Below are 20349 nucleotides of genomic sequence, written 5' to 3'. Positions count from 1 at the left end.
GTTACGAACATGAACGAGATGACCAAGATCGCGGTCCAGACCACGCTCAAGGACTGGGAAACCGACCAGGAAGTGCGCTGGTGCCCGGGTTGCGGCGACTACGCGATCCTTAAGGCGGTGCAGCGCACCCTGCCGGAGATCGGCGCCGATCCTTCGAACACAGTGTTCGTTTCGGGCATCGGCTGCTCGAGCCGCTTCCCCTATTACGTGGAAAGCTACGGCTTCCACACGATCCACGGCCGCGCGCCTGCCTTTGCCACCGGCATCAAGCTCGCCAATCCTGACCTCGATGTCTGGCTGGTGACGGGCGATGGCGATGGCATGTCGATCGGCGGCAACCACACGATGCACATCCTGCGTCGCAACGTGAACGTGCAGATCCTGCTGTTCAACAACGAGATCTATGGCCTGACCAAGGGCCAGTTCTCGCCGACCAGCCGCGAAGGCACCAACTCGCCGACATCGCCGCTCGGCTCGGTCGACCGTCCCGCCCTCCCGTGCGCTTTCGCGCTGGGTTCGGGCGCGCGCTTCATCGCGCGGGCCTATGACGTGTCGAAGAACCTGCCCGGCGTGCTCAAGGCGGCCCATGCCCACAAGGGCGCGGCCTTCGTCGAAATCTTCCAGAACTGCATCGTCTACAACAAGGACCGCTTCGACGATTTCGTCGCCAAGGGCGTGGCCGACCAGAACCAGCTTTGGCTGACCGATAGCGAGCCGATGCTGTTCGGTTCGGAAAAGTCGGGTGGGGTGAAGGGTATCGCGCTCGACATGGAGACGTTGAGCCTCAAGGTCGTCGACGTTGTAGATGGCGACTGGCAGGCCGCGGGCGTGATCGTCCACAACGTCAAGAACCGCGCGCTCGCGCACATGCTGGTGGAAATGCCGTTCGGCCCGTTCCCGATGGCACTGGGCGTGATCTACGACGACGCGCGACCTTCCTACGAAGACGTGCTGCTCGGCCAGGACGAACAGGCCCGCAAGGGCAAGGACGCCAACCTCGCCAAGCTCCTCGGCAAAGGCCAGACCTGGACCGTCAGCGGAACGGCTGCCGATCCGGTTTGATTGCCGGGTTTCCCTAAGGCATCAAAGGCCGCAAGGATGCGACTTGGGTCGTGCCCTTGCGGCCTTTCTGTTTGAGGTCATCGCTTGGACAATCTGACGCATAGCCTTGCCGGGTGGGCGCTGGCGGAGAGCGGGCTGAAGCACAGGACGCGCAAGGGGCTGGCGGCGCTGGTGCTGGCGGCGAATATGCCTGATATCGACGTTTTCTTCGGTTGGGCGCCGTGGGCGCCGCTCGCCATGCATCGCGGGTTTACCCATGGGCTGGTCGGTGGCGTGCTGCTCATGTCGCCGCTGCTGGCGGGGTTGCTGTGGCTGCTCGATCGCTGGCAGGCCTCTCGCGGGAAGATCGTGGAGGGTGCACCACCGCTACGCTTGGGCTGGCTGGTGCTGCTGAGTTACCTTGGCGCGATCACGCATCCCTTGCTCGATCTCCAGACCGTCTATGCGGTTCAGCTGATGTCGCCATGGAGCGAGCAGTGGTTCCACGCCGATGGCCTGTTCATCGTCTCGCCATGGCTGCTGGCCATGCTTGGCGCAGGTATATGGGCGGCGCGGCGGTTTGCCGCCGGGGCATTCGCGATGATTTCGCTGGTGATCAGCGGAGCCTTTATCCTGCTCAATGTCGGCATATCGATGCTGGCGTGGGAGGCACCGCGCACAGATGCGCCTTATGCCAATCCCGACCGCGTGTTCGCTGCGCCCGAACCACTGCGGTTCTGGCGGCGCGATGTGGTCTGGCGGGAGAGGGGCATGATCGCCTTCGGTCGCTACGATCCGCTTTTGCGACTTGGCGGTCTTGCGGCCTTCGACGATCCGGTACCTGACAACATGAGCGATCCGCTTGTTCGCAAGGCTGCCGTCGCAACGCCTGAGGCAGTGAAGTTCCTCGCGTGGTCACAGATGCCGATCGTGAAAGTGGAGCATTCCGGTTGCCGGGCCACGGTGACCTTCGCCGACGCGCGCTTTACCGGTCCCGCCATGGCCCGGAATTTCAATACGGTGGTCGATCTCAAGACCTGCTAGGCGCGCGGCGTCAGCGTATCGAGCATGTCGCCTGCCTGCTCGGCCACGGCCTTGGCCGGACGGTGAAGCAGGGCCGAGGCGAGGAACGCCCAGCCTGCGCCGCCAAGCCAGCCCGCCGCGACATCGGTGGGGAAATGCACGCCGAGCCAGACCCGGCTGACCGCGATGGCCAGGCTCAGGAAGATGGCCGTCGCCACCAGCGTCCAGCGCACGTCTCGTCTTGGGCTCATCGCGGCAAAGGCGAGTGCGATGGCGATATAGACGACGGCCGAGTTGAAGCTGTGGCCGCTCGGGAAGCTCTGTCCTCCAGCCTCGGTAAGGTGCGGGACGATCAGCGGGCGCGGGCGTCCGACCGCAAACTTCACCAGCGAATTGACCACCCATCCGCCGACGACGGTTGCCGCCAGCAGCACGGCCTCGCGGCGCAGGCGCAGGAACAGCAGGGCGGCGAGCACGCCTGCGAGGATCAGATTGCGCAGGAGTACGCCGCCGAGCGAGGTGAGGTCGCGCACCGCTTCAAGCAGCCATTGTGGGCCTGCGGGCGCAAGTTCCGCTCCGCGTCGCCAGAACATCAGGCCTGCATTGTCCACGCGGCTGCTGCGTCCGCCGAGCACCAGAACGGTCACCACAATGAACCCCAGCCAGCAGATTGCCGCGGCAATCAGGGCGTGCTGCGGCGAAATGCGCCAGCTGCGTGCCCTTTGGGGCAGGTGTCTTTCGGGGGCGGCTTGGATCATCGGTTCCATGGAACGAGGCAAGCGCAATGCTTGTTCCTCATCAATAGTTTATCGCGTCACCGATGTGAAGAAAGGGTATGCGTGTCGCTTGAGAGCGGAGGTGAGCCGTCCATCGTCTGGTTCCGCCGCGACTTGCGTCTGGCCGATCAGGCCGCGCTGCTCGCTGCTGCGGCCGAGGGGCCGGTCATTCCGGTTTACATCCTCGATGACGACACACCGAAGCATCGCCGCATGGGCGCAGCTTCGCGCTGGTGGCTGCACCACAGCCTCGCCAGCCTCGACAGGGACCTGCGCAAGGTCGGATCGAAGCTGATCCTGCGCCGAGGCAAGGTGCACGAGGAACTGGCGGCAATCCGCCGCGAGACCGGCGCGCGCACGGTCCATGCCCTGCACCACTACGAACCGTGGTGGCGCAACGCCGAAAAGGCCGTCGACAAGGCCATGCGGCTAGTCCTGCATGACGGAAACTACCTTGCGCCTGCCGGGGCCGTGAAGACCGGCGGCGGCGCGCCCTACAAGATATTCACGCCGTTCTGGCATGCGCTCAAGGAGCGGATGCCGCCCGCGCATCCGGCTGCGGCGCCGATCACACTGGATGCTCCCGAACATTGGCCGGCGAGCGACAAGCTGGACGACTGGAAGCTCCTGCCCACTGCGCCCGATTGGGCCGGCGGCTTCCGCGAGGAATGGACGCCTGGGGAGCCGGGCGCGCTTGAACGGCTTGATGACTTTGTCGCCCGCGCCGCACGCTACGAGCAGTGCCGCAACCTGCCTTCGATCGAAGGCACTTCGCGTCTCTCGCCGCACCTGCATTTCGGCGAGATTTCGCCGGCCACCATCTGGCACCGCGTCGCCGACGTGGGTGGTTCGGTCGATGTGTTCCTCAGCGAACTTGGCTGGCGCGACTATGCGCAGAACGTGATCGTGCAGTTCCCCGACTACGGCTCGAAGAACGCGCGCGAGGCCTATGACCGGCTGCAATGGCGCGATGATCCGGAAGGTCTGCAGGCGTGGCAGCAGGGCTGCACCGGCTACCCCATCGTCGATGCGGGAATGCGCGAGCTGTGGCACACCGGGTGGATGCACAACCGCGTGCGCATGATCGCGGCAAGCTTCCTCGTGAAGCACCTGCTGATCGACTGGCGTGAGGGCGAGCGCTGGTTCTGGGATACGCTGGTCGATGCCGACTATGGTTCGAACGCGGTCAACTGGCAGTGGACGGCGGGCACCGGCGTCGATTCCAACATGTTCGTGCGGATCATGGCGCCGCTGACGCAATCGCCGAAATTTGACGCGGCGGCTTATATCCGCAAGTGGGTGCCCGAGCTTCGCCGGCTATCGGACGCCGAGATTCATGATCCCACCTTTCCGCCGCAGGGCTATGTGCGCAAGATCGTGCCCCACGCCGAGGCCCGCGCACGGGCGCTTGCCGCGCATGATGCCATGAAGGCGCAAGCCTGACCTTGCGCGCACCGCTTCTCCACCGCATATCCACGCAATGAACGCGCAGACGCCAACGAGGGGGAGGCATCTGGTCGCCGGGGGCTGGAACATCTCCGCCGCCGGACGCTGGATCGCACGCATTTTTGCCGGTCGGTTCGACGCAGTGGTCGAGCGGATCGACCGTGGACTTGTCCGTGGGACGATTCACGCGATCCTGCCCGATGGCAGCCAGCGCACCGTGGGGGGGCGGGGCGAGGGGCCTGTCGCTCGCATCCACCTGCGCAGCTGGAACGCGATCATGCGACTGGCGACGGCGGGTTCGATCGGGTGGTACGAGGCCTGGGCTGCCGGGGAATGGGAAAGTCCCGATCCGGTGCCGATATTCGACCTGTTCATGCGCAATGCGGCGACGCTTGGCGATGTCGGGCGGGCCAAGGGGCCTTGGCGCCTTGCGGGCAAGGCGCTCAATTTCCTGCGCAAGAACTCCAAGGCGCAGGCGCGGCGCAACATCGCCGCGCACTATGACCTCGGCAACGATTTCTACCGCCAGTGGCTCGACGAGACGATGAGCTATTCGAGCGCGCTGTGGGACGGCATCGCGCCAGATGCTCCGTTGGCCGAAGCGCAGGCGAACAAGGTCGACAGGCTGGGTGGACGGCTTGATCTCAAGCCGGGCAGCGAGGTGCTGGAAATCGGCTGTGGCTGGGGTTTCCTGGCCCGCAGACTCGCGCAGACCTATGGCGCGCGGGTGACCGGGATCAGCCTTTCGGACGAGCAGCTCGAATGGGCGCGGCGTGAGCTGGCGACGTCCGGCCTGTCGGGGATCGAGTACCGCCATCAGGACTACCGCGATGTCGCAGGCCAGTTCGATGCCATCGCCAGCGTCGAAATGGTCGAGGCGGTGGGCCGTGAATACTGGCCGTCCTACTTCGATTGCCTCGCGCGGTGCCTCAAGCCGGGCGGGCGGGCAGCGCTGCAATACATCACGATCCGCGACGACCTGTTCGATGCCTATGCCGCCAGCGCGGACTTCATCCAGGCCTATGTCTTCCCGGGCGGCCTTCTGATCAGCGAGCGCGAGTTTGCAAGGCTGGCGGGCGAGCGTGGGCTGACCTGGCAGGACCGCGAGGACTTCGGCCTCGATTACGCACGAACGCTCAAGCTGTGGCGCGATGCGCTGGACCGGGCGGTGGTGGATGGGCGTCTGCCCGCAGGTTTCGATCAGCGTTTCGTCGATCTGTGGCGCTACTACCTGATGTACTGCGAGGGCGGTTTCCGGGGCGGCGGGATCAACGTCAGCCAGGTGACGCTGGTAAAGACCTGACTCAGGGTCGCCTGAACACGCCATCGCCGCGATAGCGGGCGAGGATGTTGTCGTGGACGATCGGGCTCAGCAGGTTGGCAAAGGCGCAGCCGACGCGGCCTGAATCCCACCAGATGACTTCGGCCTGCAGCGCTTCCATGCCGGGAAGCGTGAGCCAGCAACGGTTGCCGGGGTGCAGGCGTTGCAGGGCATTGGCGCAGAAGCCGCCGAGCGACAGGTCGAGCACCACGGTCTGGAAGCCTTTGCCGCCGGAAGGCCGCAGGGTCGCCGGGATGTTGACGCGCTGGCGCGGTGCGCTGCGATCTTCGAGCGCGGCCTGCCCGTAAATGTTCGTGTTCCAGTCCGTCGTCGTCATGCCGGACACCTCGACCCTCTGCTGCGTGGGGCCCGTCACGACGCGTGACAAACCATTGCAGAGAATCGCGGTATTTCGTTAATTCAGGCCTATCAGTCCTGGTTAACGCGGATGCGGTGCGGGCTGGTGAACTGTTCACCAAGAAGCGTAACGATCCGGTCAGCAACGACCTCGGGCGGCTTGACGCTTTCGGGGTTTTCACCGGGATAGGCGCGGGCGCGCATCTTGGTGCGAGTGGCACCGGGATCGACAACGGCGACACGGATAGAAGCGGTGTTGCGCACTTCCTGCCCGTAGCAATTGAGCAGATTGTCGAACGCGGCCTTGGAGGCGCCATAGGCGCCCCAATAAGCGCGCGGTGTGGCGCCGACGCTGCTGGTCACGCCGATCACGCGAGCGTCCTTGCTCTTGCGCAGCATGACGTCGAACCCCGCGAGAAGCGCCTGCGTAGCCAGTACGTTGAGCGTGAGCGCCTTGTTGAACTCGCCCGCGTCGATCTGCCAGACCGGGGTCAGGGTAGGCAGGACAGCTGCATTGATGACCAGCACGTCGAGCGCGGGCCAGCGCCCGCCGATGGCCGTGGCAAGGCGGGCGATGCCTTCAGGCTCGCCAAGATCGACCGGGGCAATGGTGGCGCTGCCGCCAGCCTCGAAGATCTCTTCCTCGACCTTTTCAAGGTCCTTGGCGTTGCGGGCGACGAGGATGACGTGCGCGCCCTGTGCGGCCAGTGCCTTGGCTGTGGCCGCGCCGATGCCCCGGCTTGCGCCGGTTACCAGCGCCAGTTGCCCCTGCAGGCTCATGTCAGGCGACCTTGCCGACCGGCAGCGAGAGCTGGTCGGGATTGTCGCGCTCGGCAAGGTCGGTCAACTTGGTCGGGTATTCGCCCGAGAAGCAGGCGTCGCAGTATTGCGGGCAGGCGTTGTTGCGCTCTGCCTCGCCTACGGCGCGGTAGAGGCCATCGATCGAGACGAAGGCAAGGCTGTCGGCGTGGATGAACTCGGCCATGGCGGCCACGTCCATCCGCGCGGCGAGCAGCTTCGAGCGTTCGGGCGTATCGACGCCATAGAAGCAGGAATGCTCGGTTGGCGGGCTGGCGATGCGCATGTGCACTTCGGCCGCGCCCGCATCGCGCATCATCTGCACGATCTTGAGGCTGGTGGTGCCGCGCACGATCGAATCGTCGATCAGCACGATGCGCTTGCCGGCAACGAGCGCGCGGTTGGCGTTGTGCTTGCGCTTCACGTCCGCGTTGCGCGCGCCGTCCGAGGGCTGGATGAAGGTGCGGCCGACATAGTGCGAGCGGATGATGCCAAGCTCGAACGGAATGCCCGACTGCTGGGCATAGCCGAGCGCGGCAGGAACGCCGCTGTCGGGCACGGGGATGACGAGGTCGGCGTCTGCCGGGCTTTCCATCGCCAGCTGCGCGCCGATGGCCTTGCGCACCTGATAGACCGAGCTGCCGCCCATGACCGAATCCGGACGGCTGAAATAGACGTGCTCGAAGATGCAGGGGCGGGCGTTGGGCGTGCCGAACGGGCGGTGTGTGCTGAGGTTGCCATCCAGATCGACCTGAATCAGTTCGCCCGGCTCCACTTCGCGCACGAAGTCAGCGCCGACCACGTCGAGCGCAACGGTCTCGCTGGCGAACACTACCGCATCGCCGAGCTTGCCCATCACCAGTGGACGGATGCCGAGCGGGTCGCGGCAGGCGATCATGCCTTGCGGCGTCATGCAGATCAGCGAGTATGCGCCTTCGACCAGGCGCAGCGCGTCTACGAAGCGGTCGAGCAGGGTTGGGTAGCGGCTCGTCGCGACGAGGTGGATGATCACCTCGGTGTCGGAGGTTGACTGGAAGATCGCGCCCTTGCGGACGAGGTCGCGCTTGAGGAAAGTGGCGTTGGAGATGTTGCCGTTGTGGGCGATCGAGAATCCGCCCGAGGCGAGATCGGCAAAGAGCGGCTGCACGTTGCGCAAGCCAGCACCGCCGGTGGTCGAATAGCGGACGTGGCCCGAGGCCATCGTTCCGGGCAGTTCGGCAATAGCCGAGCCGGTGGAGAAGTTCGCCGCGACGTGGCCGATGCCCTTGCGCTGGTAGAACTCCTGCCCGTCGAAGCTGGTGATGCCGACAGCCTCCTGCCCGCGATGCTGCAGGGCGTGGAGGCCGAGCGCGACTGTCGCAGCGGCGTCACGAACGCCGAGTACGCCGAAGATGCCGCACTCCTCGCGCAGCTTGTCGTCATCGGCACCGATATCCCACGGTGCTGCGTCGCGAAATTCTTGATCTGTGGTCATGGGTCCCGTGGACTCGCGTGGGCGCGTGCGCGCCGGCCGATTGCTGGCGCCCAAATGGCGACGTTTGCCGCCAATGGCAAGGGCAAGGTTCGCGAGTCCCGCCGAAGCAGGCAACCGAGGCGTGGAACCGCGACACATCTCGTGCGTAGTTGCAGCCGCGACACGGCATTCCGGTCAGCCGCTCTCCTTGCGGATTATGCCAGCCTAGCAAAGACATGCATCCGACGGACGGGAATTCTTAACTACCATGCGCGATATCCAGGGGCATGCGCCTCGCACAGATCCTGGCAGGACCCGTCAGCACAGCCATCGCCTACGCGGTGCTGGCCTATGGTGCGGTGCATTTCGGGCGCTTCACCGGCGGCGTCGCGATGGTCTGGCTGGCCAGCGCGGTGCTGTCGGCACGATTGGTCCACGAACCGTCGCGCGAGTGGTGGCGATGGCTGGTGCTCTGCGGAATCGCAAGCATGGCAGTCACCGGCTTCTTTGGCCTCGGCTGGGCCTGTGCCTTTCCCTTTGCCCTCATCAACATGGCAGAAGCCGTGCTCGTGGCGCTGCTGTGGCGATCGATCACAAGGGCGTTCTGGCCGCACGACATCCTCGAATGGGTGGGGTCTTTCTATATTGGCATCGGCCTGACCGTGCCCTCGCTGACAGGCGCGGCCGCTTCGCTGGTTGCGTGGCTTGTTCTGGATCAGCCACCGGTCGAGAACTTCACGCGGTGGATCATCGGCCACGCGCTCGGGCTCGTCGCCTGCCTGCCGGTGTTTCATTTCGTCTATCACCGGCTTTCCCGAGGGCGCAGCTTCCTGCCCCCTGCCAGCCAGTGGCCTCTGGCGACTCTGGTGTTCGGTTCATTCATGCTGTTGACCGTGCTCGTCTTCGCGCTGGACATGCGCGCCTTGCTGGTCTTCCCGTTGGTGTTTCTGGTGATCGCCTCTGCCCTTGCGCCCGCAGCGATCACGACGCTGATGCCGCTGCTGCTGATCGTGATCGGGGGCACGATGACCGTCATGGGCCATGGCCCCATTGCCGGAATGGACATCGGGTTCGGCGATCGCATCCAGTTCTTCCAGCTTTACGTCGGCGTGACCGTGCTGGCGGCGTTACCCTTGTCGTGCGAGCGCCATCGCAGGATCGTCGAGAAGCGCGCGATGGAATCGCGCATTGCCGAACTCGAGCGCTCCCTGCCCACGTTTGGCTAGAGCAACGCATCTCAGCGCAAGCATTGCCGTTTGCCCCGCTCCGGCCTACATCGGCCGGGGTTGCGGCGCTTGGCGCTCGATCCATCTCTAGGCCGTCTTCCTGCCAAAGGACCCCTGCTTGATCCTGTCTCCATTCGAATGGACCATCGCCAAGCGCTACATGCTGCCGGGGCGAGGGGAAGCGTTCATCGCCCTTGTTGCGGGCATCAGTCTGGTCGCGGTCATGCTCGGCGTGGCCGCGCTCGTCATCGTGATGAGCGTGATGAACGGTTTTCGCGCCGAACTGCTCGACAAGATCGTCGGGCTCAACGGCCATGCGATCATCCAGGCCTACGGCGGGCGGCTTGATGACTGGCAGGACATCCTCAAGAAGGTCGAGGCGACGCCTGGCGTCACCCATGCCTCTCCGCTTATCGAGCAGCCGCTGCTGGCAAGCTTCAACGGCCGGGTCGAGGCGATCCTCGTGCGGGGCAACACCGCCGACGACATCAAGCGGCTCGACGACAAGCGTGTCGATGGCGTGATCGCCTCGTTGCGACCGGGTTCAGGCAATGTCGCCCTTGGCTCGCGCCTCGCACAGAACCTCGGCGCGCGTGTGGGAGACAGCATCACCATCATCAACCCGCAAGGTCGTGCAACGCCGTTCGGCACTGTCCCGCGCGAGATTGCCTACACCGTCTCGGCCATCTTCGAAGTCGGCATCTACGACTACGACAATGCCTATGTTGTCATGCCCATTGCCGATGCGCAGACACTGCTGCTGACCGGCGACTCCATCGGCATGATCGAAGTGACTACGACCAACGCCGATACCGTCTCGGAGACGCTGGCTCCGATCACGAAGCAGCTAGAAGGCACTGCAGTCGTCACCGACTGGAAGACGATCAACGCCAGCCTGTTTGAGGCGCTGGCGGTGGAGCGCGTGGCGATGTTCATCGTGCTCTCGATCATCGTGCTGGTGGCGGTGTTCAACATCCTGTCGTCGCTGATCATGCTGGTCCGCGCCAAGACCCGCGACATCGCGATCCTGCGCACGATGGGGGCGACGCGGAAGAGCCTGCTCAAGATCTTCGTGACGATCGGCTTCGTGATCGGTGCGCTGGGCACGCTGTCGGGCCTTGCGCTGGGCTTCGTGTTCCTGTTCTTCCGCCAGCCCATCGTCAACGCGATCCAGTGGCTGACGGGGCAGAACCTGTGGGACCCCTCGATCCGCTTCCTTACCGAACTGCCGAGCCGGTCCGACCCTGTGGAGATCACCACGATCAGCCTGATGGCCCTGCTGTTCTCCTTCCTCGCCACGCTCTACCCGGCGCTCAAGGCCGCGAGTACGGACCCGGTTCAGGTGCTGCGTTATGAGTGATCCAGTAGTCCGCCTGCGCGACTTGCGCCGTTCGTTCAGCCAGGGGGGCGTTACCATCGACGTCCTGCGGGGCGTGAATCTCGAGATACGTCCGGGCGAGATCGTTGCGCTGCTGGGGCCTTCCGGCTCGGGCAAGTCGACCATGCTTCAGGCAATCGGCCTGCTCGAAGGCGGCTTTTCCGGGCTGATCGAGATTGCGGGCACCGATGCTTCGAAGCTTTCGGGCGATGATCGCACTGCGCTGCGGCGGGATCACCTCGGGTTCGTGTACCAGTTCCACCATCTGCTGCCCGATTTCAACGCGATGGAGAACGTCGTGCTGCCGCAGTTGGTGGCGGGCAAGAATCGGGCGCAGGCCGAGGGCAGGGCGCGGGAGCTGCTTTCGGCGCTGGGCCTTGCGCAGCGGCTCGACCACCGGCCAAGCCAGCTCTCCGGCGGCGAGCAGCAGCGCGTTGCCGTGGCGCGCGCTCTGGCGAACCGGCCCGAGATGGTGCTGGCCGACGAGCCGACCGGCAACCTCGACGAGGCGACTGCCGACCGCGTGCTGGAGGAGTTCCTCAAGCTGGTGCGCGGCGAAGGCAGTTCGGCGCTGATCGCGACCCACAACGAGCGTCTCGCCTTGCGCATGGACCGCGTGGTTCGGCTGCACGAAGGCGTTTTGCAGTAGGGATACATCGTCTCCTGCACGCGTTTTCACGGGCAGAAGGAGATCGTATCATGAATACAACGATCCGCGCCGAGGCGGCCGATGCTGCATCGTTCTGGAACGACCATGCCGTCGTGCTGCGCCGGGAAGCGGCAGACGGCGTCTTTCACGGCTTCGCCTCGCTCCACGCCGGGACTTTTGCCGACATGGTTCGCATGGTCGCCCGGATGCCTGAAGCCGAACGCGCTACGCTGGTGATCGAGAAGTCGGGCGACCGGCAGTACGGCCCGGCCGAAATCCTTGCGCTGTCGCACCGCATCGACTTTCCTGCCTGATTTGCCCCTGATGATTAGCCGTTGATCCGGTCCCCTTGTCGTGCGAACCATTTGCGCGACAAGGGGAGAATTCATGTCCGGTCTTGATTGGGATGCGCAGGGAACACTGCATGAGCGCGACGATGGCGGCTCGGAACTTCAGTACAATTTCAATGCGCTGAAGAAGGGGACCTTGCGCGAACTTGTCGCCGAGGTTGCTGCGATGGATGCTGCACAGCGGGCGCGTCTGGTCATCGACGTGGCGGGCGGCAAGTCGCTTAACGTGGTCGAAATCCTTGAACTCGCAGCCAAGGGAGGGATCGCGTGAGCGGACCTGCAACCATCGCCGATTTCAAGGCGAAGAAGCCCAACGGCGAAGTGATCGACCTTGCCGAGAAAAAGGGCAAGGTCCTGCTGGTGGTCAACACCGCATCCAAGTGCGGCTTCACCCCGCAGTACGATGGGCTCGAGAAGCTGTGGAAGGACTATGGCGACAAGGGCTTCGAGGTGCTGGCATTTCCCTGCAACCAGTTCGGCAAGCAGGAGCCGGGCACGGCGGACGAGATCGAGAGCTTCTGCAAGGTCAACTTCGGCCTCAGCTTCCCGCTCATGGCCAAGATCGAGGTCAACGGTGACAACGCCGACCCGCTCTACGACTGGCTGAAAAAGGAGGCGCCGGGCATTCTCGGCAGCAAGGCCATCAAGTGGAACTTCACCAAGTTCCTGATCGGCCGCGACGGCAAGGTGGTGCGCCGCTATGCGCCGACCGACAAGCCGGAGAGCATTGCGAAGGATATTGAAAAGCTGCTCTGAGCACGCTGACGGTTCGGGGGAAAAACAGGCCGCGCCTCTCGCAAGAGCGCGGCCTTTTTCCTACCTTGAAGGGATGCCCCACGCCCCCTTCGTTCCGCTTCGCATCTTCTCGTCCTACACGATGCTCGATGGGGCGATCGATCCAAAGGCTATTGCCAAGACGGCGGCGGAGCGGGGGTTTCCGGCGGCGGCGATTACCGATCGCAACGGGCTCTATGGCAGCGTCGCCTATGCCAAGGCGTGCAAGGATATGGGCGTGCAGCCGGTCATCGGCACGATGCTCGCCGTGGCACGGCCTGATCGCGACGGCGCGGCGACCGGGTTCGGGCCTGCAGCGCCCACCGTGGACTGGCTGGCGCTCTATGCGCAGGATGCGCGGGGCTATGACAACCTGTGCCATCTCGTCAGCCGGGCGCACCTTGATCGGCCGCTGGAGTTCGAGGCGCATGTCGTGCTCGCAGACCTTGTTGGGCACACCGATGGGCTGATCTGCCTGACGGCTGCGGGCGAGGGCGCGCTGGCGCGTCTGCTGGGCGGGCAGCAGCAAAGTGCCGCCGAGACCTATCTCGACCGGTTGCAGGAGCTGTTCCCCGAGCGGCTCTACATCGAGATCGCGCGACGGAACGAGCCGGTGGAGGAAGCGTCCGAAGAGGCGTTGATCGACCTTGCCTATGCCCGCAACCTGCCGCTGGTGGCGACCAATCCCGCCTGCTTTGCCGAGCGCGGGTTCTACGATGCGCACGATGCGATGCTGTGCATAGCCAGTTCCACCCATGTCGACAGCACTGACCGCCCGCGTTCCAGCAAGGAATGGTGGATCAAGCCTGCCGAGGTGATGGAGGAGCTGTTCAAGGACTTGCCCGAAGCGCTCGCCAATACGCTCGTCGTGGCGCAGCGCTGCGCGGTGATGCCGCCCAAGCGCAAGCCGATCCTGCCCAGCCTTGCCGGCGATCAGGAAGGCGAGGCGCGGATGTGTGCCGAAGACAGCCGCAAGGGCCTCGTTCTGCGGTTGAAGCCTTATTACCCCGAGGTTGCGCACGCAGAACTTGAGCGCGTGCTGTGCCTCGGCCCCGACGCCGAGCCGGACGCCGCCGATTACCCGCAGCTCAATGTCGCGGGCGTGTGGGAGGAAGTGCTCGGCTATCGTGACCGACTTGAGTTCGAAGTCGGCATCATCAACCGCATGGGTTTTGGGGGCTACTTCCTGATCGTGGCCGACTTCATCAAGTGGGCCAAGGAGCAAGGCATTCCGGTGGGGCCGGGGCGTGGTTCGGGCGCAGGCTCGCTGGTCGCCTGGGCGCTGACCATTACCGACCTCGATCCGATCAAGCTGGGCCTGCTGTTCGAACGCTTCCTCAACCCCGAACGCGTCTCGATGCCGGACTTCGATATCGACTTCTGCGAAACCCGGCGTGGCGAAGTGATCCGCTATGTTCAGCGCAAGTACGGGCTGGACCACGTCGCGCAGATCATCACTTTCGGCAAGCTGAAGGCCCGCGCCGTGTTGCGCGATACAGGGCGCATCCTGCAGATGAGCTATGGGCAGACCGACCGCCTGTGCAAGATGGTGCCCAACCATCCGACCGACCCCTGGCCGCTGCCGCGCGCGCTGAATGGCGTGCTGGAGCTCAAGCGCGAGTATGACCGCGATCCCGAGGTCAAGCGGCTGATTGACCTCGCGATGCAGCTCGAAGGCCTGCCGCGCAACAGTTCGACTCACGCGGCGGGCGTGGTCATCGGCGACCGGCCGCTGGCGCAACTGGTGCCGCTTTACCGCGATCCGCGCTCGGACATGCCGGTCACGCAGTTCGACATGAAGCATGTCGAGGATGCGGGGCTGGTGAAGTTCGACTTCCTCGGCCTCAAGACGCTCTCGGTCCTGCGCAAGGCGGTGGACCTGATGGGCAAGCGCGGGATCGAGATCGATCTGTCCGCGCTCGCCTGGGATGACGAGCAGACCTACAAGCTGCTGCAATCGGGCGATACCGTCGGCGTGTTCCAGCTGGAATCCGAAGGGATGCGGCGCACGCTGGCGGCGGTGAAGCCGACCAACTTCGGCGACATCATCGCGCTCGTCTCGCTCTACCGTCCCGGCCCGATGGACAACATCCCGCTGTTCGGGCGGCGCAAAAATGGCCTCGAAAGCATCGAGTATCCGCACGAGAAGCTGGCGGGCATCCTGGCCGAGACCTACGGGATCTTCGTCTATCAGGAACAGGTCATGCAGGCCGCGCAGATCCTGGCGGGTTATTCGCTGGGCGATGCCGACCTGCTGCGCCGCGCGATGGGCAAGAAGGTTCAGGCCGAGATGGACGCGCAGCGCCAGCGCTTTGTCGATGGTTGCAAGACCGTGTCCGACATTCCGGCGGCCAAGGCCAACGAGTTGTTCGACTTGATCGACAAGTTCGCGGGCTATGGTTTCAACAAGAGCCACGCTGCGGCCTATGCGCTGCTGGCGTACCAGACGGCGTGGCTGAAGACGCACTATCCGCACGAATTCTATGCGGCATCGATGTGCTTCGACATGCACCAGTCGGAAAAGCTCTCGGTCTTCGTTGACGACATGCGTCGCAACGGGGTGGCGCTGGCCGGGCCGGACATCAACCATTCCGAGGCCGAGTTCACCGTCGAGCGGACGCAGGACGGCTTTGCCGTGCGCTATGCGCTGGCGGGCCTGCGCAACGTGGGCGAGAAGGCGATGGAGCAGATCGTCGAGGAGCGCGAGGCGAACGGGCCCTATGCCTCGCTTGACGATCTGTTCAGGCGCATTCCGGCGGGATCGATGAACCGACGGCAGCTGGAAGCGCTGGCGGCGGGCGGGGCACTCGATTGCCTCGAACCGAACCGCGCCCAGGTGATCGCCAATGCCGAACTGCTGATGGCGGTGGCGGACGAGGCCGCGCGATCGCGCACGTCGGGGCAGGGCGGGTTGTTCGGCGGGGACGATCACGCCACGCCCGCGACGCGCCTTGCCGAGACCAAGCCGTGGAGCCGGGCCGACCAGATGGCGGCGGAGCGGGAGAACTTCGGGTTCTATTTCGCGGCGCATCCGGTGGAGGAATATCGCGCGGTCGCCTCGGCCAATGGCGCGCGCTCCTATGGCAGCCTGATGACCAGCAGCGGCGAGCCGGGCGGGCGCTCGGGCGCGGTCATGGCGGCGCTGGTGGAGAACGTGCAGAAGCGCAAGACGAAGAAGGGCAAGGACTTCGTCATGGCCGACTTCTCCGACAGTTCGGGCCTGTTCTCGGCCTCGTGCTTCGAGGAGAGCCTGGTCGAGCCGTTCCAGCAGTGGGCGCGCGATGGCACTTGCGTACTGCTCAACGTCGAGCTGGACCGGCCCAATCCCGACGAAGCGCCGCGCGTGACGGTGCGCGGGGCGCGTCCGCTGGCATCGGTGACGAGTGCCTCGCGGATGCAGTTGAAGCTCGACGTCAGCAAGCCTGAGGCGATTTCCGAACTTGCGATGCTGCTGCCGCGCGAACCCGGCGGCAAGGGCGAAGTCCTGGCGCGGCTGCGCACCGGCGGGCCGAAGGAGCCACTCGTCAGGCTCGGCAATGATTTTAAACTGGACAGCGACTTAATCGAACGATTGATTCCCATAGATGGACTTGCCAATGTGGCGCTGACCGCAAGACCGGAAAGGCATCTGCGGCTCGTCGAATAAGAAAACGAACGGAGAGAGCGATGCAGCAACTGGGCGCGATGCAGGACTGGAAGCTGCGGGTCACACATCTGATAGACCACGCCGCGCGCGAGCATTCGGAGCGCGAAATCGTCAGCCGCTGGGCCGATGGCAGCGAGACCCGGACAAACTGGGCGGGCATCCGCCACGACGCGCTGCGGATGACGCAGGCCTTGCGCAAACTGGGCGTGCAGCCGGGCGACCGGATCGCCACGCTGGCGATGAACCATCACCGGCATCTCGTCTCGTGGTACGGCGCAGTAGGCGTCGGCGGTATTCTTCACACTCTCAACCCGCGGCTGTTCGACGATCAGCTCGATTACATCGTCAATCACGCCGAAGATCGGGTGATGCTGTTCGACAAGCAGTGGGCGCCGATCGTGGAGCGGATGAAGCCGCGTTGGCCGACGGTCGAGCATTATATCTGCTTCGACAGCAGCGAGCCTGCCTTGCACTTCGAGGAGTGGATTGGCGGCGAGGATGGCCAGACCGAGTGGCACGACGGGGACGAGCGCGATCCGTGCATGCTCTGCTACACCAGCGGCACCACCGGCAATCCCAAGGGCGTGCTCTACGAGCACCGCTCGACCATGTTGCATGCGCTGAGCGCGATCAGCCCGCCGGTGTTTGGCATGGATTGTCGCTCGGTCATGTTGCCGATCGTGCCGATGTTCCACGCTGCAAGCTGGGGCCTGCCATGGGCGGGCGCGGCGGCGGGGGCGAAGTTCGTCTATTCGGCGGTGAACGATGGCGCGGTGCTGTGCGAGCTGATGAACCGCGAGAAGGTGACCTGCTCGGCCGGCGTGCCGACGGTCTGGCTGGCTTTGCTCCAGCATGTCGACGCGCACAACGGCGGCGAGATTCCGGCGAGCCTGCAGACCATCGTCACCGGCGGCTCTGCCATGCCGCGCGCAATGATCGAGCGTTTCATGCGCGCAGGCTGCCGCGTCGCCCATGCCTGGGGCATGACCGAAACCTCGCCCATCGGCACCACCGGGGCCGAGACGTGGAACTGGGACGAGTTGGACTTCGACGAGCAGGTGACGGTCAAGGCGATGCAGGGGCGTCCGCCGTTCGGGGTGGAGATCCGCTGCGTCGATCTCGATGATCCGGACAAGGTCCTGCCGCGCGATGGCGTGACGGCGGGAGCATTGCAGGTGCGCGGGCCCTGGGTGATCAAGCGCTACTTCAAGGCCGAGGCCGATGCGGTCGTGGCGGGACAGTGGTTCGATACGGGTGACGTTGGCGTGATCCATGGCGATGGCACCCTGCAACTGACCGACCGGACCAAGGACGTGATCAAGTCGGGCGGTGAGTGGATCAGTTCGGTCGAGTTGGAGAACGCTGCGATCGGGCACCCGGCGGTGGCAGAGGCGGCGGCGATCGGCGTCTATCATCCCAAGTGGGACGAGCGGCCGCTGCTGGTGGTGGTGAAGAAGCCGGGCAAGGACGTGTCTCAGGACGAGATTCGCGGGTTCCTCGCGAGTCATGTCGCCAAGTGGTGGGTGCCTGACGCGGTGGTCTTCGTCGACCAGATCCCGCACACCGGCACCGGCAAGATCAGCAAGAAGGACCTGCGCGACCAGTTTCGCACTTTCGCGTGGGACAAGGTGGCTTGAGCATGTCCGAAGTCTATATCGATCCGAGCCGCGAGAACTTCGATGTGTTCAAGTCGCTACCACGCGATACGCCGCTGCACATGCTCAACCTGATCAAGTTCCGCGAACTGGCCGAGTATCCGGAAGGTCATCCCAACCATGGCAAGGGCCTGACCGGGCGCGAAGCTTACGCGATCTACAAGGACGCGTTTCAGGCGCTAGTGAAGGATTTCGGCGCGGCGATGGTCTGGCATGCGCCGATGGAATGTGTCGTCACTGGCCCTCAAGGGGAGTGGGACGAGGCGTTCGTCATGGGCTACCCCGATGCAGGAGCGTTCTTCGCGATGGTGAAGGATGAGGCCTATGCGCGCGATGCCTTGCCGCACCGGACGGCGGCGGTGGCGAACAGCCGGTTGATTCGGTTTCGGGGGACTTAGCCTTTCTGTGGCTTGGCAACGGGGTGTCCCCTCGCTGCGACTAGCCTCGCCCTCGGCACCGCAAGTCAAGCAGCTGGGGCTGGGCATCGCGGACACGCGATATGAGGGATGATCCGCTGGCGAGTGCGGACGGTAACGCCGGGGGAAGGCACAGATCGCGCGACCGGTGCGGTGCCGTCGTGGCACGCGCGGGGAGGGCGCGGGACCGGTTGCGAGTGGCCGGGGGGCGGTTCCGGACCCCTTGTCGGCTCAGCCTGAGGGCGGACATATGTGAAAGGACGAAGCCTTGGCAGCGGCTCGCGTGCTGCCTTGGCTTCTGGCAAGCGGCTGCGTGAAAAGAACCTGTCGTTTGTGCTGACACTGTCGCACAATCATGGCGGGTTCCGCATCCGCAGCGTCGCTCAGGGTTCGGCGCCGTGCTATCAGCCTTGGGTTGTCCTGTCTGTCCTTGGGTCACGACAGGGTTTGCCCGGTGGGTCTTGGGCTTAACGCCCCGCATTGAACCCACGCGCACCTGCCGCACCGATCGCGCCGGAGGCTTCGGCAAACAGCCTGACCTCCGAAGGGAGAGGAGCGGGTTGGCCTTTTGCCCTCTCCTGACCTGTGGGCGGGGCGTATAACCTATATGGTTCGTTTTGTCAAGATGGAACGCAGCACGCGTCGTCGCTCCCCACCCCCTCTCTCGTCATTCCCGCGCAGGCGGGTCCAGATGGCGCAAGAAATGTCGTCGCGGGGCGACGGGGTTGTTTGTCGCTGGATTCCCGCCTGCGCGGGAATGACGAAGGGGTGCGGGGAAGACGACTGAGTTGGGTGCTTGCTCGCGTAACCGCGTAGAACGCACCCGCTCATTTGTCGTCGTCGCGGACTTGATACGGGACCCGGCTTTTTGGCTTCAAGCGGAGCGCAGAAGAAAAGCCCAGCCCCGGGTCACGCCCGGGGCGACGTGATCGTTGGGTTAGGTGGTGGGAGCGAACAGGTCCAGCTGGCCGTTCGGGCTGGGCTTGCGAAACTGCGAGCAGTCGAGATCGACGTGGGCCTTGCCGATGGCGTGTTTGCGGCATGCTATGCGGAAGCGGGTGCGGATGAGGTCGGCCCAGATGCCGTTCGGCTTCATGCGGGTGAAGAATTGCGCGTCATTGTCCTTCCCGCCGCGCACTGCCTGGACGATGGCCATGACCTTCGAAGCGCGGTCGGGGAAGCGGGTGTCCAGCCACTCGCGGAACAGCGGGGCGACTTCGTGGGGAAGGCGCAGCATGATCCAGCTGGCCGAGCGCACGCCGCGCCTCGCCGCCTCTTCGAGAATGCCTTCCATGAATTCGTCGGTGATCGCAGGGATTACCGGCGCAACTGAGACGTGCGTTGGCACGCCTGCTGCGACCAGTTTCTCCAATGCCTCCAGCCGCTTGACAGGTGAGGAAGCGCGCGGTTCGAGCAGCCCGGACAGGCGCGGGTCGAGGCTCGTTACGGAGATTCCGACGGCGGTGAGGTGGTGGCGGGCGAGTTCTGTCAGCAGATCGACATCATCCAGCACGCGGGCCGATTTGGTGGTGATCGTGACCGGGTGCCGCAGTTCGAGGCAGAGTTCCAGCACCTCTCGCGTGATGCGGTAGCGGGCTTCTATCGGCTGATAAGGATCTGTGTTGGTGCCCATGGCTATGGGCGCGGGTTTGTATCCGGGCTTGGCGAGGGTTTCGCGCAGGAGTCTGGCCGCATCGGGTTTGGCGAAGAGCTTCGTTTCGAAATCGAGGCCGGGTGACAGGTCGTGGTATGCGTGGGTGGGGCGGGCGTAGCAATAGACGCAGCCATGCTCGCAGCCGCGATAGGCGTTTACCGAACGGTCGAACGGAATGTCGGGCGAGCGGTTGAAGGTGAGGATGGCGCGGGGGTGTTCCTCGGTTACCGTCGTGCGCAGCTTTGGGCCGGGGCCGTCGATATCCTCGCGCGCGTCGAGCCAGTCGCCGTCAGCCTCGCGCGTGGCGAGGCCGAAGCGGGTGGGGACACTTGCCGATTGCGCGCCTCTGCCATGGACTGCCATGGTGAGATTGGAACATAAGTGGA

At 64.7% G+C, this 20349-nt stretch carries 18 protein-coding genes; 13 read left to right on the top strand and 5 right to left on the bottom strand.

All coding sequences use genetic code 11. The features are described from left to right. Nucleotides 1-9: 9 nt before the first annotated feature. Both ACZ1JX_RS07245 and ACZ1JX_RS07240 read left to right on the top strand, forming a co-directional pair. The gene (locus ACZ1JX_RS07245; protein WP_465126078.1) at nucleotides 10-1062 is read left to right on the top strand and encodes a 2-oxoacid:ferredoxin oxidoreductase subunit beta; all 1053 of its coding nucleotides are present in this window, start codon (nucleotides 10-12) and stop codon (nucleotides 1060-1062) included. An 84-nt stretch (nucleotides 1063-1146) separates the two neighbouring features. Continuing rightward, entirely contained in the window at nucleotides 1147-2085 is a 939-nt protein-coding gene (locus ACZ1JX_RS07240) for a metal-dependent hydrolase (protein ID WP_465126077.1), read from the top strand. On the opposite strand, the gene ACZ1JX_RS07235 is transcribed toward ACZ1JX_RS07240, so the two are convergent. Beyond that, the gene (locus tag ACZ1JX_RS07235) at nucleotides 2082-2831 is read right to left on the bottom strand and encodes a phosphatase PAP2 family protein (protein WP_465126076.1); all 750 of its coding nucleotides are present in this window, start codon (nucleotides 2829-2831) and stop codon (nucleotides 2082-2084) included. The genes ACZ1JX_RS07240 and ACZ1JX_RS07235 overlap by 4 nt on opposite strands. Nucleotides 2832-2903: 72 nt before the next feature. Here ACZ1JX_RS07235 and ACZ1JX_RS07230 point away from each other — a divergent pair, with 72 nt between their 5' ends. Together ACZ1JX_RS07230 and ACZ1JX_RS07225 are read left to right on the top strand one after the other, a co-directional pair. Next, a complete protein-coding gene (locus tag ACZ1JX_RS07230) occupies nucleotides 2904-4283 on the top strand; it encodes a cryptochrome/photolyase family protein (protein WP_465126075.1) in 1380 nt (459 codons plus the stop codon). Between the two features lie 37 nt (nucleotides 4284-4320). Further along, nucleotides 4321-5589: a class I SAM-dependent methyltransferase gene (locus ACZ1JX_RS07225; protein WP_465126074.1), complete on the top strand. Its 1269-nt coding sequence runs from the start codon at nucleotides 4321-4323 to the stop codon at nucleotides 5587-5589. Between the two features lies 1 nt (nucleotide 5590). Here the strand turns inward: ACZ1JX_RS07225 and ACZ1JX_RS07220 are convergent, their stop codons facing one another. The 3 genes from ACZ1JX_RS07220 to purF all read right to left on the bottom strand — a co-directional run bounded on the left by ACZ1JX_RS07220 (nucleotide 5591) and on the right by purF (nucleotide 8236). After that, complete coding sequence (locus ACZ1JX_RS07220; RefSeq protein WP_465126073.1) at nucleotides 5591-5944, bottom strand: PilZ domain-containing protein; 354 nt, start codon at nucleotides 5942-5944, stop codon at nucleotides 5591-5593. Nucleotides 5945-6036: 92 nt separating this feature from the next. Continuing rightward, the gene (locus tag ACZ1JX_RS07215) at nucleotides 6037-6744 is read right to left on the bottom strand and encodes an SDR family NAD(P)-dependent oxidoreductase (RefSeq protein ID WP_465126072.1); all 708 of its coding nucleotides are present in this window, start codon (nucleotides 6742-6744) and stop codon (nucleotides 6037-6039) included. A 1-nt stretch (nucleotide 6745) separates the two neighbouring features. Then, complete coding sequence (purF, locus tag ACZ1JX_RS07210) at nucleotides 6746-8236, bottom strand: amidophosphoribosyltransferase (protein WP_465126071.1); 1491 nt, start codon at nucleotides 8234-8236, stop codon at nucleotides 6746-6748. A 266-nt stretch (nucleotides 8237-8502) separates the two neighbouring features. Here purF and ACZ1JX_RS07205 point away from each other — a divergent pair, with 266 nt between their 5' ends. From ACZ1JX_RS07205 to ACZ1JX_RS07165, 9 genes are all read left to right on the top strand, one after another. Continuing rightward, nucleotides 8503-9441, top strand: coding sequence for an MASE1 domain-containing protein (locus tag ACZ1JX_RS07205; RefSeq protein WP_465126070.1), 939 nt, complete (start codon nucleotides 8503-8505; stop codon nucleotides 9439-9441). Between the two features lie 118 nt (nucleotides 9442-9559). After that, nucleotides 9560-10801, top strand: a complete 1242-nt coding sequence (locus ACZ1JX_RS07200; protein WP_465126069.1) for a lipoprotein-releasing ABC transporter permease subunit — start codon at nucleotides 9560-9562, stop codon at nucleotides 10799-10801. Then, nucleotides 10794-11468 carry an ABC transporter ATP-binding protein gene (locus ACZ1JX_RS07195; protein WP_465126068.1) on the top strand — a complete coding sequence of 225 codons (675 nt, stop codon included), beginning with the start codon at nucleotides 10794-10796 and terminating at the stop codon, nucleotides 11466-11468. The genes ACZ1JX_RS07200 and ACZ1JX_RS07195 overlap by 8 nt, the downstream gene beginning before the upstream one ends. A 50-nt stretch (nucleotides 11469-11518) precedes the next feature. Further along, nucleotides 11519-11782, top strand: a complete 264-nt coding sequence (locus ACZ1JX_RS07190) for a hypothetical protein (protein WP_465126067.1) — start codon at nucleotides 11519-11521, stop codon at nucleotides 11780-11782. A 73-nt stretch (nucleotides 11783-11855) separates the two neighbouring features. Further along, complete coding sequence (locus ACZ1JX_RS07185; protein WP_465126066.1) at nucleotides 11856-12089, top strand: hypothetical protein; 234 nt, start codon at nucleotides 11856-11858, stop codon at nucleotides 12087-12089. Then, on the top strand, nucleotides 12086-12574 hold the full coding sequence (locus ACZ1JX_RS07180) for a glutathione peroxidase (protein WP_465126065.1): 489 nt from the start codon (nucleotides 12086-12088) through the stop codon (nucleotides 12572-12574). Before ACZ1JX_RS07185 ends, ACZ1JX_RS07180 begins: the two co-directional genes overlap by 4 nt. A gap of 73 nt (nucleotides 12575-12647) precedes the next feature. Further along, entirely contained in the window at nucleotides 12648-16238 is a 3591-nt protein-coding gene (gene dnaE / locus ACZ1JX_RS07175; protein WP_465126064.1) for a DNA polymerase III subunit alpha, read from the top strand. 20 nt (nucleotides 16239-16258) lie between these two features. Next, nucleotides 16259-17875, top strand: coding sequence for a long-chain fatty acid--CoA ligase (locus tag ACZ1JX_RS07170; protein WP_465126063.1), 1617 nt, complete (start codon nucleotides 16259-16261; stop codon nucleotides 17873-17875). Between the two features lie 2 nt (nucleotides 17876-17877). Then, complete coding sequence (locus tag ACZ1JX_RS07165; RefSeq protein WP_465126062.1) at nucleotides 17878-18291, top strand: DUF1330 domain-containing protein; 414 nt, start codon at nucleotides 17878-17880, stop codon at nucleotides 18289-18291. Between the two features lie 955 nt (nucleotides 18292-19246). Here ACZ1JX_RS07165 and ACZ1JX_RS07160 read toward each other — a convergent pair. Continuing rightward, nucleotides 19247-20326 (bottom strand): PA0069 family radical SAM protein, encoded by a 1080-nt coding sequence (locus ACZ1JX_RS07160; protein ID WP_465126061.1) that lies wholly within the window; start codon nucleotides 20324-20326, stop codon nucleotides 19247-19249. Nucleotides 20327-20349: the final 23 nt, after the last annotated feature.

The sequence above is a fragment of the Novosphingobium sp. BL-A-41-Hi4A-0G genome (assembly GCF_055521735.1).
The sequence above is the reverse complement of the archived record's forward strand: the minus strand, read 5'-3'. Positions and strand labels throughout refer to the sequence as shown.